This is a genomic window from Streptomyces sp. NPDC037100, assembly GCF_055606225.1.
In genome coordinates, this window is record NZ_JBVJSX010000004.1 from 487,045 (window position 1) to 499,715 (window position 12,671).

Annotated in this window: 14 protein-coding genes; 6 read left to right on the plus strand and 8 right to left on the minus strand. The window is 72.0% G+C overall.

Features of this window, described 5'->3' with window-relative positions; genetic code table 11:
* Positions 1 to 15 precede the first annotated feature (15 nt).
* Complete coding sequence (locus ACZ7EG_RS16435) at positions 16 to 147, plus strand: hypothetical protein (protein ID WP_257027809.1); 132 nt, start codon at positions 16 to 18, stop codon at positions 145 to 147.
* 94 nt (positions 148 to 241) lie between these two features.
* Positions 242 to 430: a hypothetical protein gene (locus tag ACZ7EG_RS16440; protein ID WP_471078281.1), complete on the plus strand. Its 189-nt coding sequence runs from the start codon at positions 242 to 244 to the stop codon at positions 428 to 430.
* Here ACZ7EG_RS16440 and istB read toward each other — a convergent pair.
* Positions 408 to 1,766 carry an IS21-like element helper ATPase IstB gene (gene istB / locus ACZ7EG_RS16445; RefSeq protein WP_471078284.1) on the minus strand — a complete coding sequence of 453 codons (1,359 nt, stop codon included), beginning with the start codon at positions 1,764 to 1,766 and terminating at the stop codon, positions 408 to 410. The genes ACZ7EG_RS16440 and istB overlap by 23 nt on opposite strands.
* Before the next feature lie 181 nt (positions 1,767 to 1,947).
* Here istB and ACZ7EG_RS16450 point away from each other — a divergent pair, with 181 nt between their 5' ends.
* Positions 1,948 to 3,591 carry a DNA repair helicase XPB gene (locus ACZ7EG_RS16450; protein WP_471078287.1) on the plus strand — a complete coding sequence of 548 codons (1,644 nt, stop codon included), beginning with the start codon at positions 1,948 to 1,950 and terminating at the stop codon, positions 3,589 to 3,591.
* A 50-nt stretch (positions 3,592 to 3,641) separates the two neighbouring features.
* Here the strand turns inward: ACZ7EG_RS16450 and ACZ7EG_RS16455 are convergent, their stop codons facing one another.
* Positions 3,642 to 3,833: a hypothetical protein gene (locus ACZ7EG_RS16455; RefSeq protein ID WP_471078290.1), complete on the minus strand. Its 192-nt coding sequence runs from the start codon at positions 3,831 to 3,833 to the stop codon at positions 3,642 to 3,644.
* A gap of 276 nt (positions 3,834 to 4,109) precedes the next feature.
* Between ACZ7EG_RS16455 and ACZ7EG_RS16460 the strand changes: the two genes are divergently transcribed.
* Positions 4,110 to 6,164: a HelD family protein gene (locus tag ACZ7EG_RS16460; RefSeq protein ID WP_471078293.1), complete on the plus strand. Its 2,055-nt coding sequence runs from the start codon at positions 4,110 to 4,112 to the stop codon at positions 6,162 to 6,164.
* Between the two features lie 82 nt (positions 6,165 to 6,246).
* Here the strand turns inward: ACZ7EG_RS16460 and ACZ7EG_RS16465 are convergent, their stop codons facing one another.
* The 4 genes from ACZ7EG_RS16465 to ACZ7EG_RS16480 all read right to left on the minus strand — a co-directional run bounded on the left by ACZ7EG_RS16465 (position 6,247) and on the right by ACZ7EG_RS16480 (position 10,201).
* Positions 6,247 to 6,987, minus strand: coding sequence for an SDR family NAD(P)-dependent oxidoreductase (locus ACZ7EG_RS16465; protein WP_471078296.1), 741 nt, complete (start codon positions 6,985 to 6,987; stop codon positions 6,247 to 6,249).
* 84 nt (positions 6,988 to 7,071) lie between these two features.
* Positions 7,072 to 8,589, minus strand: a complete 1,518-nt coding sequence (locus ACZ7EG_RS16470; RefSeq protein ID WP_471078299.1) for a BTAD domain-containing putative transcriptional regulator — start codon at positions 8,587 to 8,589, stop codon at positions 7,072 to 7,074.
* 105 nt (positions 8,590 to 8,694) lie between these two features.
* Positions 8,695 to 9,387, minus strand: coding sequence for a copper homeostasis protein CutC (locus ACZ7EG_RS16475; RefSeq protein WP_471078302.1), 693 nt, complete (start codon positions 9,385 to 9,387; stop codon positions 8,695 to 8,697).
* A 133-nt stretch (positions 9,388 to 9,520) separates the two neighbouring features.
* Entirely contained in the window at positions 9,521 to 10,201 is a 681-nt protein-coding gene (locus ACZ7EG_RS16480) for a maleylpyruvate isomerase family mycothiol-dependent enzyme (RefSeq protein ID WP_471078305.1), read from the minus strand.
* Positions 10,202 to 10,248: 47 nt separating this feature from the next.
* Here ACZ7EG_RS16480 and ACZ7EG_RS16485 point away from each other — a divergent pair, with 47 nt between their 5' ends.
* Complete coding sequence (locus ACZ7EG_RS16485; RefSeq protein WP_471078308.1) at positions 10,249 to 10,911, plus strand: HD domain-containing protein; 663 nt, start codon at positions 10,249 to 10,251, stop codon at positions 10,909 to 10,911.
* A gap of 33 nt (positions 10,912 to 10,944) precedes the next feature.
* The gene (locus ACZ7EG_RS16490; RefSeq protein ID WP_471078822.1) at positions 10,945 to 12,000 is read left to right on the plus strand and encodes a GNAT family N-acetyltransferase; all 1,056 of its coding nucleotides are present in this window, start codon (positions 10,945 to 10,947) and stop codon (positions 11,998 to 12,000) included.
* On the opposite strand, the gene ACZ7EG_RS16495 is transcribed toward ACZ7EG_RS16490, so the two are convergent.
* Positions 11,970 to 12,257: a DUF4031 domain-containing protein gene (locus ACZ7EG_RS16495; protein ID WP_376646845.1), complete on the minus strand. Its 288-nt coding sequence runs from the start codon at positions 12,255 to 12,257 to the stop codon at positions 11,970 to 11,972. The two genes, ACZ7EG_RS16490 and ACZ7EG_RS16495, sit on opposite strands and share 31 nt — an antisense overlap.
* A 7-nt stretch (positions 12,258 to 12,264) precedes the next feature.
* Positions 12,265 to 12,648 (minus strand): hypothetical protein, encoded by a 384-nt coding sequence (locus ACZ7EG_RS16500; RefSeq protein ID WP_471078311.1) that lies wholly within the window; start codon positions 12,646 to 12,648, stop codon positions 12,265 to 12,267.
* Between the last annotated feature and the right edge of the window lie 23 nt (positions 12,649 to 12,671).

Consider the following 12,671-nt stretch of genomic DNA (forward strand, 5'->3'; position numbering starts at 1 on the left):
AAAGGAAATCCCCCCATGCGCGCTGTCCGTCGAGTCGCCGCCGTCCTCGTCACCGCCGCCCTGATGACGTTCGGGGGGCTCGCCACTCCGGCCTCCGCGGTGAGCATCGACGTCGCCGGCCTCGTCCTGGAGACACCGCAGATCTGATCCGCTCCGGCCCCCTCGTCGGGCCGGCTCCGGCGTCCCCGGGCCGGCCCGGGGGGCTCCTCGTCCCCAGCCCGTGAAAGGCCTTGTCGTCCCCATGCGTGTAAAGCTGCCCGCCGTCGCCCTCTGTGCCGTCGCGCTCATGGGGGTGTCCGGGCCCTGTGCCGCCGCGGCCCCCGCGCTGCCGCTGCCCCTGCCGGTCGCCGGTGCGGAGCCGCTGGTCACCGAGGGGGTCACCATCGAGGGCCCGCTGGTCCAGAACGTCAGTCTGCCCATGCTGAAGTAGCGCGGCGCGTCCGGTAGCTGTCGCCCTCCAGCCGCACGAGGTCGGCGTGATGGGCCAGGCGGTCCGTCATCGCCGGGGCGGACGGTCCGAAGACCTCGTCCCAGCGGCCGAGCGGTCGGTCGCTGGTCACGATCAGCGAGGCCCGCTCGTAGCGGTGGGCGACGAGCCGGAAGAACAGGCCCGCGGTCGCCGCGTCGAAGGGCGTGTAGCCGATCTCGTCGACGATCAGGAGGGGGTGATCGTCGAGAGCGGTCAGCTCCGCGTCGAGCCGGCCGGCGGCCCGGGCTTCCGTGAGCCGGGCCGCCCACTCGGCGGCGGTCGCGAACAGCACCCGATGCCCGGCCTGGCAGGCGCGCACGCCCAGGGCGACGGCGAGATGGGTCTTGCCGGTGCCGGGCGGCCCGACGAGAACCACGTTGCGCCGGGCGGCGACGAACTCCGCCTTGCCCAGCCGGGCCACTGCCTCCCGGTCGAAGTCCCGGGGGTGCTGCTGGTCGAAGTCCTCCAGCAGCTTGCGGGCGGGGAAGCCGGCGGCACGGATCCGGGCCTCGGCGTCGGCGTCGGCGTCGGGGGCGAGTTGTCGGGGGACGGCCGGTGCGGTCACCGAGGCCTCGGCCTCCGACGGGGCCCGGTGCCGGTCTCCGCGGTCGCTCTCCTCCTGGCCCACGGCCTGTGCCTGCCCGGCCGGTGCGTGCCGTGCCTGCCCGTGCCCGGCCCGCGCGTGCCCGGCCTGAGTCTGCCCCGCCTGAGCCTGCCCCGCCTGCGCCTGCCCCGCCTGCGCCTGCCCGGCCGGTGCATGGTCGGCGTGGCCGCGGTCCGCCTGCGCGACCATCGGCCCCGACATGTAGGCGAGGATCGCCGCCGAGGCGATGAAGGCCATGTGGATCACCGTCCCCCACAGCAGCGCGTGACGGGAGGTGTGGTGGACGTCCACGAACATCTGGAGCAGGTGCACGGAGGAGATGCCCACGATCGCCGTGGCCAGCTTGACCTTCAGCACGTTGGAGTTGACGTGCGAGAGCCATTCGGGCTGGTCACGGTGGCCCTGCAGGCCGATGCGCGAGACGAAGGTCTCGTAGCCGCCGACGATCACCATGATCAGCAGATTGGCGATCATGACGACGTCGACGAGCTTGAGCACCGCGAGCATCACGTATGTCTCGGTGGCGTGCCCGGTCACGCACATCAGGATTAAGGTCCAGAGCTCCTTGAAGAACTTGTAGACGTAGACGCCCTGGGCGGCCACCAGCCCGAAGTACAGCGGGGCCTGGAGCCAGCGGGTGGCGAACAGGGCGTATCCGAGCGTGGTGGTCGTCGGGTTGCGCACCTGCGCCATTCTTCGGGGCCGCGATGGAAAAACTGAATTCACACCACACGTTGGGATGAATAGGCATTCAGTACGACTGGACGCGCAGATCACACCACCTGACGCGGTCGATCAGGCACACTGGACGTTTGGCCGAGGCGTCGCGCTGTCGAGCCGTCCGAGCCCTCCGGCCACAGAAAGGGTGCCTCGCGTGAATGGTCCGCTGATCGTCCAGTCCGACAAGACCCTGCTCCTGGAAGTCGACCACGAGCAGGCCGACGGCTGCCGCCGGGCCATCGCCCCGTTCGCGGAACTGGAGCGGGCGCCGGAGCACATCCACACCTACCGCGTGACCCCGCTCGGCCTGTGGAACGCCCGCGCGGCGGGCCACGACGCCGAGCAGGTCGTGGACGCGCTCGTGCAGTACAGCCGCTACCCCGTGCCGCACGCGCTGCTCGTCGACATCGCCGAGACGATGGACCGCTACGGCCGTCTCACCCTGTCCAAGCACCCGGCGCACGGACTGGTGCTGACCACCACCGACCGCCCGGTGCTGGAGGAGATCCTGCGGTCGAAGCGGATCACACCCCTGGTCGGCGCCCGCATCGACCCGGACACGGTCGCCGTGCACCCCTCCGAGCGGGGCCAGATCAAGCAGACGCTGCTCAAGCTGGGCTGGCCGGCCGAGGACCTCGCCGGGTACGTCGACGGCGAGGCGCACGAGATCGAGCTGGCCGAGGACGGCTGGGCGCTCCGGCCGTACCAGAAGCAGGCCGTGGAGAACTTCTGGCACGGCGGTTCGGGCGTCGTCGTCCTGCCCTGCGGCGCCGGGAAGACGCTGGTCGGGGCCGGTTCGATGGCCCAGGCGAAGTCGACCACCCTCATCCTCGTCACCAACACCGTCTCCGCCCGGCAGTGGAAGCACGAGCTGGTGAAGCGGACCTCGCTCACCGAGGAGGAGATCGGCGAGTACAGCGGCACCCGCAAGGAGATCCGGCCGGTCACCATCGCCACCTACCAGGTGCTGACCACCCGGCGGAAGGGCGTCTACCCGCACCTGGAGCTGTTCGACTCCCGGGACTGGGGGCTGATCGTCTACGACGAGGTGCACCTGCTGCCCGCACCGGTCTTCAAGTTCACCGCCGATCTCCAGGCGCGGCGGCGGCTCGGCCTGACCGCCACCCTCGTGCGCGAGGACGGCCGCGAGTCGGACGTGTTCTCCCTGATCGGGCCCAAGCGGTTCGACGCGCCGTGGAAGGAGATCGAGGCGCAGGGCTACATCGCGCCCGCCGACTGCGTGGAGGTCCGGGTCAATCTGACGGACTCCGAGCGGCTCGCGTACGCCACGGCCGAGACGGAGGAGAAGTACCGCTTCTGTGCGACGACCGCGACCAAGCGGAAGGTCACCGAGGCGCTCGTACGGAAGTTCGCCGGGCAGCAGATCCTCGTCATCGGGCAGTACATCGACCAGCTGGACGAGCTGGGTGAGCACCTCGGGGCGCCCGTGATCAAGGGCGAGACGTCGAACGTGCAGCGGGAGAAGCTCTTCGACGCCTTCCGGGAGGGCGAGATCAGCGTGCTCGTCGTGTCCAAGGTCGCGAACTTCTCGATCGACCTGCCGGAGGCGACGGTCGCCATCCAGGTCTCGGGCACCTTCGGCTCCCGGCAGGAGGAGGCCCAGCGCCTCGGCCGGGTGCTGCGTCCCAAGTCCGACGGCCACCAGGCGCACTTCTACTCGGTGGTCGCCCGGGACACCATCGACCAGGACTTCGCCGCGCACCGCCAGCGCTTCCTGGCGGAGCAGGGGTACGCGTACCGGATCGTGGACGCGGACGAGCTGCTCGCGGAGAGCTGAGCAGTCCCGCTCCAGGGGCGGTCCGGCTCACTTCTCGCTGAGGGACCGGCTCACTTGTGGCGATGGACGACGCCGACTTCCTCCCCGTACTGGCCGAGGACGATCACGTCGAAGGCGGCGCCCGCGAAGACCTTGACGGCGCGCAGGGCATCACCGAGGCGATGGCGGTGGCTGCCTGCCACGGCGGTGGCGCCGGGCGGGCGGCCCGGTGCCGGGGCGGGCTGGATGGTTGCTGCGCTCATGTCTCCATGGTGCGTTTCGGCCCGTAAAGTCCGCGTCGGTCTCGGGACCGAACCTCCCGGCCGCCGCATACGCCGTTGGGCCGACCCGCTCCCCCCAGGGGGTGAGGGCCGTCCCCGGGCTCGTCCCCTAGGGGATGAGAAAACCGTTCGCGGTCACCGCCCCCGCTCCTCTAGCATCTCCGCTCTTGCCCGCCTCCCACAGGAGTGCCGCCGACCGGACGGAAACCGGCCGGCATCTCACCCCCAACCCGTCACAGGTCCCCCGGAGGCACCCCCTTGTCCACGCCCGTCGACGATCCGCTCGCGCGTGAGCGCTCCCACCTCTCCTCGTCCCGAGCCGCCCTGCGTGCCATGCGCGAGGACGTCGAGGCCCTCGACATCAGCGACGTCACCGCGAACTGGGTCAACGCGGAGGTGCTGGCCCGCCAGATCGAGGAGCGCGTCAAGGCCCTGGCCGACCTCAGCGACACCCCGCTGTTCTTCGGCCGGCTCGACTACCTGCACGCCCCCGGCGCCGAGGCGGCGGAGGGCGCGCAAGGGGAGCGCTTCTACATCGGTCGCCGCCATGTGCACGACCACGACGGCGACCCCATGGTCATCGACTGGCGCGCGCCGGTCTCGCAGCCGTTCTACCGGGCCTCCAAGAAGGACCCGATGGACATCGCGCTGCGCCGCCGCTTCGGCTACACCCGCGGCGACATCACGGCGTACGAGGACGAGCACCTGTCGGACCCGGCCGAGGCGTCCAGAACCAGCAAGCTGCTCCAGCAGGAGATCGAGCGGCCGCGCGTCGGCCCGATGCGGGACATCGTCGCGACGATCCAGCCCGAGCAGGACGAGATCGTCCGGTCCGGTCTCTCCGGCACGGTGTGCGTGCAGGGGGGCCCGGGCACCGGAAAGACCGCCGTCGGCCTGCACCGCGTCGCCTACCTCCTCTACGCCCACCGCGAGCGGCTCGCCCGCACCGGCACCCTGGTCATCGGACCGAACCGGTCCTTCCTGCACTACATCGAGCAGGTCCTGCCCGCGCTGGGCGAGTTGACCGTCCGGCAGGCGACCGTCGACGACCTCGTCGCCCATGTCGAGATCAAGGGCACGGACGACGCGACGGCCGCGGTCGTCAAGGGCGACGCCCGGCTGGCGCGGGTGCTGCGCCGGGCCCTCTACGCGCACGTCACGATGCCCACCGAGCCGGTCGTGGTCGTGCGCGGCTCCCGCCGCTGGCGGGTCCCGGCGTACGAACTGGAGGACATCGTCCGCGAGTTGCTCGACCGCGACATCCGCTACGGCGCAGCGCGCGAGGCCCTGCCGCAGCGCATCGCGCACGCCGTGCTGGTGCAGATGGAACGGTCGGGTGAGGCGCCGGACGACCGGGTGCAGGACGCGGTGGCCCGCAACAGCGCGGTCAAGGCGGCGGTGAAGGCGGTCTGGCCGGCGGTCGACCCGGCGAAGCTGGTGCTGCGGCTGCTGTCGGACGCGGAGTTCCTCGCCGTGCACGCCGAGGGGATCCTCGACGAGGACGAGCAGAAGGCGATCCTCTGGTCGAAGCCGGCGCGGAGCGTGAAGTCGGCCAGGTGGTCACCCGCGGACGCCGTCCTGATCGACGAGGCCACCGACCTGATCCAGCGCACGCACTCCCTGGGACACGTCGTCCTCGACGAGGCGCAGGACCTCTCCCCCATGCAGTACCGGGCGGTCGGCCGCCGCTGCACCACAGGCAGTGCGACCGTCCTCGGCGACCTGGCGCAGGGCACGACGGCCTGGGCGACCCGGAGCTGGCAGGAGGCGCTGAGCCATCTCGGCAAGCCGGACGCCCTGGTGGAGGAGCTGACGGCCGGTTTCCGCGTCCCGACGGACGTCATCACCTACGCTTCCCGGCTGCTCCCGCACATCGCCCCCGGCCTGACCCCGGTGGCCTCGATCCGCGAGAACCCGGGCCACTTCGAGGTCCGGCCGGTCTCCGGCACCGACGACGTGGTCGAAGCCTGCCGCGAGTTGCTGCGCCACGAGGGCTCGACGGGCCTCATCGCGGCGGACGCCCGCGTGCCCGAACTGTCCCGGGCCCTGACGGAGGCGGGGATCCCCTACCTCGGCCCGGGCGAGGAAACCACCCAGGACACCCGCCTGACCCTGGTCCCGGCGTCCCTCGCGAAGGGCCTGGAGTACGACTACGTGGTCCTGGACGAACCCCGGGCGGTGGTGGACGGCGAACCGGACGAACGGACCGGGCTCCGACGTCTGTATGTGGCGCTGACGCGCGCTGTGTCGGGCCTTGTCGTCACGCATGTGGCCGGGCTGCCGCCGCAGCTGGCCTCAACCACCCTTCGCTGAAGCGCCGGACGCGCACAACGGGCATCCTGGACGGTGATGCCCGTCGGCGTGGCCTGTCAGCGCCAAGCAGTCCCTTCTGCGCTCAGGTCGCGACCAAGCCGCCGTCGGCGGTGAGCACCGCGCCGGTGATGTAGCCGGCCCTGTCGGAGGCCAGGAACACCACGGCTTCGGCGATCTCCTCGGGCTCGCCGGCGCGGCCGAGCGGTGTGCTCTGGCTGAACGCCTCGAACATCTCGCCCACCGTGTCGACGGCCATGTCGGTCCGGATCGGGCCGGGCGCCACGGAGTTGACGCGGACGCCCGCCGCGCCGAACTCGACGGCCCACGACCGGGTCAGCGCGTCCATCGCGGCCTTGGAGGCGTTGTAGACGGAGCCGACCGGGGTGCCGATCTGCGCGGCGACCGACGACACGTTGACGATCGCACCCTTCTTCTTGGCCACCATGGCCGGCGCGAGCGCGGCCGTCAGGAAGTAGGACGCACGAACGTTGATGTCGAAGACCTGCTCGTAGCTGTCGAGCGACTGCTCAGGGGTCGTCGAGAACGGGAAGACGCCGGCGTTGTTCACCAGGATGTCCACCTCGCCGACCTCCTCGGCGAGCCCCCGGACGTCGTCGATGTTCGCGACGTCCGCGACGACGAAGTGGCCCGTCCCGCCCGCCTGCTCGATCAGCTCGACGGTCTCCTTGCCGAGCTCGGCCCTGCGCCCCGTCACGTAGACGGTGGCACCCGCCTCCGCGAGCTTGACCGCGATCGCGCGACCGATCCCCGACGTGGCGCCGGTGACGAGTGCCTTCTTGTCCTGCAGTTCGTTGGTTGACATGTCTGCAAACCTGGCGGCGCCAGATCGTCGGAGCATAATTTCCGGATATACGGCCTGGTCAGGTCGCGCGGACAGCGAAATGAATCAGGTGGTCAGGGCCAGTGTGCGCAGCCTGAAGTAGAGGCGCACGAAGTGCGGCAGCCGGTAGCGGCCGAGTACGAGGGGCTCGACCAGGTGCACGCCCGTGAGCGACTCCAGAACCATCTCGATCTCACCGGGGTCGGCCCCGGACATGTCCGCCGCGTGGTGGCTGTCGATCACCTCGGCGTCCTGGCGCGCGAAGCACATGAGCATGTGCCGTTCCGGATCGCTCAGCTCCTCCTCGGCCGCGATCAACGGGGCGAACATCGCAGCGCAGTCGGAGGGGATCACGCCGTCGAGCTTGCTCTCCCGCTCCATTTGCAGCAGAACCATCCCGATCGTCCAGTGCGGACGCGAGCTGAGCTTGCCGCCCATCACCCTGATCGGGCCCGGCAGTCGCGAGAGGCGTTCCAGCAGCACCTCGGCCTGCCCGGGTTCCGCGTCCGCGCGCACCGGGCCGAGGACCTTGCGGAAGAAGTCCCGTGCCTCCCGCTCGGCCAGCCCGGCGGTCTTCAGCCAGGTCACCCCCGGCAGCTCGTTCAACCGGCGGACACTCGTGAGAATCGTCGCCGAGCCGGGCGTGGCGAGATCGCGTACGGCCGCCGCGTCCTGCACGTCGTCGACAACGACCAGGAAACGCTTGCCGCGCGCCTTCTCCCGCCACAGTGCCGCTTTGTCGCCGACGGGGTTCTCCACGCCGACCGCGCGCAACAGCTCGTCGGCGACGTCCCCGCCCCTGACGAAGATCTGCCCGTCCGGGAAGCGGCCCCTGACGAGGTGGCCGATCCGGGTGGCCAGCGCGGTCTTGCCGCTGCCCCGCATACCGGTGATGCCCACCGTGCCCGGCAACGCCCGGAGAGCCTGCGCGATCTCCTCGGCACGGCCGGTGAAGTCGATCAGATCCGGCAGCAGCTGCTCCGGCCTGCGCGGCGGGGTGAGGTCGCCGTTGAGGATCTGCGCGTGGACCCTGCGCAGCTCCGGCCCTGGTTCGAGGCCGAGCTCCTCGATGAGGAGTGCGCGCACCTGGTGGAAGTGGTCAAGCGCTTCGCCCTGCCTGCCCTCCAGGTAGAGCGCGCGCATCAGAAGGGCACGCGGTCGTTCCCTGAGCGGGAAGGCGGCGACGTGCTTCTGCAGCTCCAGCACGTCGGGGTCGCGTTCGAGGCAGTCCTCCCGCGCCTTGAGCCGGTAGTCGCCGAGCCGCACCCGTTGCGCGTCGAAGTAGGCACTCCGGAGGCCTTCCAGGGGCTCGCCGCGGCAGTCGTCGGCGATCTCCGCGTGGACCGTGTACCCGCCGTCCCTGGACTTCAGGTTGAGCTCCGGAAGTAACTTGCGGAGCTTGTACACATACGTCCGCAACGCCATCACCGCGCTCGGCGTCGGGTCGTCCCAGACCATACCGATCAACTGGTCGTTGCTCAGCCGGATGCCGTTGTTCAGCAGCAGCGCCGCCAGCACCGCCCGCTGCTGGCGCGGCCCCAACCCGATCTCCTCCTCGTCGCGCCAGGCTCGTACCGGACCCATCAGTGAGAAGCGCAGGCTCATGCAGCAGCACAACGCACGGACACATCCCCTGCTTCCCCGTCCAGAGGCGGGCGCGCCCTCACCCAGGGGTGGGGCCCGGGGCGCTCAGACGGCGTCCAGGGCGGCCCGCCACCGTGCGACGGCATCCGCCGACACCGGCGCCGCCCAGCCCTCCGGCCGGGCCGCCCCGCCGATGTGGAAGCCGTCGACCCCGGCCTCCAGCAGCACCGGCACATGCTCCAGCCGCAGCCCGCCTCCCACCAGCAACCGCTGCTCGTACCCCGGCTCCCCGGCCCGCCCCGCCTCCGCGAGCAGCACGGGCAGCCCCTCGTCGACCCCACCCGAAGACCCGGCCGTCAGATACGTGTCCAGCCCCGGCATCCCGTCCAGCTGCTTGCGCAGGGCATCGCGGTCCGCGGCCCGGTCGATCGCGCGGTGGAAGGTCCAGGGGCAGCCGTCCAGCACCCCCACGACCCGCTCCACGGCCGCCAGGTCCACCGCACCCCCGGCGTCGAGGAAGCCCAGTACGAACTCCTCGGCCCCGGCCTCCCGCAGCTCCCCGGCCACCCGCACCAGCCGGTCGACGTCCCCCGCCGCGAACCCGTCGGCGAGCCGCAGCATCACCCGCAGCGAGAGGTCGACCGCGCGGCGGATCCCGGCGACGGTGGCGGCCGACGGGGTGAGCCCGTCGGCCGCCATGTCGGTGACCAGCTCGAGGCGGTCCGCGCCTCCCGCCTGGGCGGCGACCGCGTCCTCGACGCCGAGGGCGATCACCTCCAGGACTGCACGCTTGCTCATGGGGCCCCTTCGGCGGCACGGCGTCGGGTACGGACGCCTGGCGGTTGCGACAGGTTGCGACAGGTCTAGTCCAATCAAGACTACGCTGCCCATTCCCGCCGCATCCGAAGCCCCCGGGGCCCCGCTCCCCGCCTCAGCCGAAGATGTTCAGCTCCTTCGCCTCCACCCCGGCCAGCTCGAACGCGGGCGCCCCGTCGACCGGCCGCCCCGTGTACAGCCGTACGAGCGTCGGCCCGTCCCCGATGAACCGGCCCGGGGGCCGCTCCCCGCCGCTCTCCCCGAGCCGCAGCGGCTCGTCCAGGTCGTCGAGATCGGCGTGGAGCGGCACGTGCCCCCGCTCGCGGGTGATCCGGGCGAGCAGCGCGAGCGCGTCCGGCAGCCCGGCCCCGCCGTACGCCCCCGGCTCGCCCAGGGCCTCGCGCACGTCCCCGGCGTGCACCCACTCCCCCACGGCGAGGCTGTCCAGCTTCCCGCCGGCTCCGGCGATCACCGGCCCGACCGCGCCCATCCCGCGCTCCAGTTCGTCGACGACCTGCGCGTCGCTCCAGTCGGCCCGATCCGCGATGTCCCGGTCGTTGGACTCGGGCGAGAACACGCCCTTCTCGAACCTCCCCTCCGTCACCCGCGTCAGCGCGGCCGAGCAGTGCGCCAGCACGTCCCGCACCGTCCAGCCCGGACACGCGGCGACGGGCCTCGCGAAGTCCTCCCCGGCCCGGCTCCGCAGCAGCGGGATCAGCGCGTCGCGCTCGATCGTCAGCAGCCGCCCGGGCTGCTCGGGGTCCCGTACGTCATGAACATCAGCAGGAGTCGTCATGGACCCCACGCTAGGTGCCCGACCCCGCTCGGCGGGAGAATGCCCCCATGGCCGATCTCGACTTGCTGCGCATCCGCTTCGCCCGCGCCCTGGAAGCGGCCCGGGGCCCGGCCGGCGGCCCGGACCCGGCGCCGTACGCCGACGCGCTGCTCACCCGCTGGCAGGAGCCGCAGCGCCGCTACCACACGGTCGAGCACCTCACTACGGTCCTCGACCGCGTCGACGAACTCCAGCGGTACGCGCACGACCCGGACGTGGTCCGGCTGGCCGCCTGGTTCCACGACGCGGTCTACCTGCCCGACCGCTCCGAGAACGAGGAGCGCTCGGCCCGCCTCGCCGAACGCGCCCTCGCGGAGGCCGGCGTTCCCGACGTGAGGACCGCCGAGGTGGCCCGCCTGGTCCGGCTCACCGTCACCCACGACCCCGCCGACGACGACCCCGACGGCCAGGTCCTGTGCGACGCCGACCTCGCGATCCTCGCCTCGCCCCCGTCGGCGTACGCCGCCTACACCACCGCCGTCCGCGAGGAGTACCACTTCGTCCCCAGCGACGCCTTCCGCGAGGGCCGCGCCGCGATCCTGCGCCAACTGCTCGACCTTCCACGCCTGTTCAGGACACCGCACGGCGCCGCCGAGTGGGAGGCCACGGCCCGCTACAACCTCACCGCCGAGCTGGAAATGCTGTCGCTCCCACCCCACGGCGCCTCGTAGCCTGCCCCCATGTGGACAACGGGTGCGGAGCAGGTGGAGCAGGCCGTCGACGAGTGTGTCGGGCTGCTGGGGGCGGTTGTCGAGCAGGACTGGGAGGCGGTGCGGGCCGGGCGGCTGGAGTGGAGCTGCCGGGAGACGGCCGTGCACATCGCGGGCGATCTCATCGCGTACGCGGGACAGTTGGCCGGACGGGAGCCCGAGGGGTACACGCCCTTTGAGATCTCGTTGGACGAGGGGACCGACAACGCGGGCGCGGTGCAGGTGATCCGCACGACCGGCGCCCTGCTCGCCGCGGCGGTCCGCACCGCCCCGCGCGACGTGCGGGCCTTCCACCCGTACCCGTTCCGCAGCGCGAACCGTGAGGGGTTCGCCGCGATGGGCGTGGCCGAGGTGCTGCTGCACACGCACGACATCGCCGAGGGGCTGGGAGTGTCGTACGAACCGGCGCCCGAGCTGTGCGACTTCGTGCTCACCCGGATCTTCCCGCACGTCCAGCCGGGGCCCACCCCGTGGCCGACCCTGTTGTGGGCCACCGGCCGCGGGGAGCTGGACGGCCGCGCCCCGCTCACGCAGTGGCGCTGGAACAACAACCTGGTGATCGGCACCGAGCGGCTCACCCTCGAGGGCGTCACCCCGGCGGCCGCGGCCGACCTGTCCACGGTCGGCGACGGCGGCTTCGAGTGGATCGAGGGCGGCCCGATGGAGGGCACCCGGGCCGGCACCGGGCTGGTGTACAAGCAGTACGAGGACGGCGTCCACCGGCCGGAGTGGGGCACGTACGTGCTGGTCCGGCGCGAGGACGGCCGCGCGATCGGCGCCATGGGCTTCCACAGCGTCCCGGACGGGGAGGGCCGCGTCGAGGTCGGCTACGACCTGGTCGAGGGCGCCCGCGGCCACGGCTACGCCACCGAGGCGCTGCGCGCCCTGTCGGCCTGGGCGCTGGGCCGGCCCGAGGCGCGGACGGTGGTCGCGAACGTCGAGCGGGACAACCCGCCGTCGCAGAACGTGCTCGCGCGCGCCGGGTTCACCCAGGTCGCCGAGGACCCCGAGCACCTGACCTACGAGCTGCGCGAACCCCGCGAGGGATAGCGCCCCTTGGGCCGCCGCAGCCCCGCCGCGTGCAGCAGCCGCACCACCTCGCGGCTGCTGACCTCCACGGCCCCGGCACGCACCGCGTCGGCGTAGCGCTGCTCGGGGATGTCGTAGTGGTCGCGTTCGAAGGCCCGGGGCGGGACGCCGAGGCGGGCGGCGAAGGTGTGCAGTTCGTCGTAGGAGACGTCGCTGACGAGGTGGGACCACAGGCGGCCGTGGCCGGGCCAGGTCGGCGGGTCGATGTAGATCGTCACCAGGGCCTCACGAGGACGCCGGCCCGCCGATGGCCTCGCCCAGCGACCCCACCGCGGCGACCTTCACACCCGCCTCGCCGCACACCCAGTGCGGGTCGGGCCCCAACTCCGGTTCCACCGCGAGGGCGTGCGGATCGCCCGCGCCGCACACCGGGCACAGCGGCCAGCGGCCGTACCGCTCCAGCAGGGAGTCCTGGACGTCCTGCGCGACCAGTCCGGCCACGTACCGGGCGCCCTCGGGCCACTGCTCGACCCACCATCGGCGCTGCTTGACGGACTCCTCGACCAGCGACACGACATCCGCGTCGGCGACGCGGCCCGCGACGAGGTCGGCCAGCACGAGGGCGCGCGCGGCGTGCAGCGCCTGCTCCAGGGGGCTGATGGGTTCCATGCACCCATTGTGCGCACTCTTGA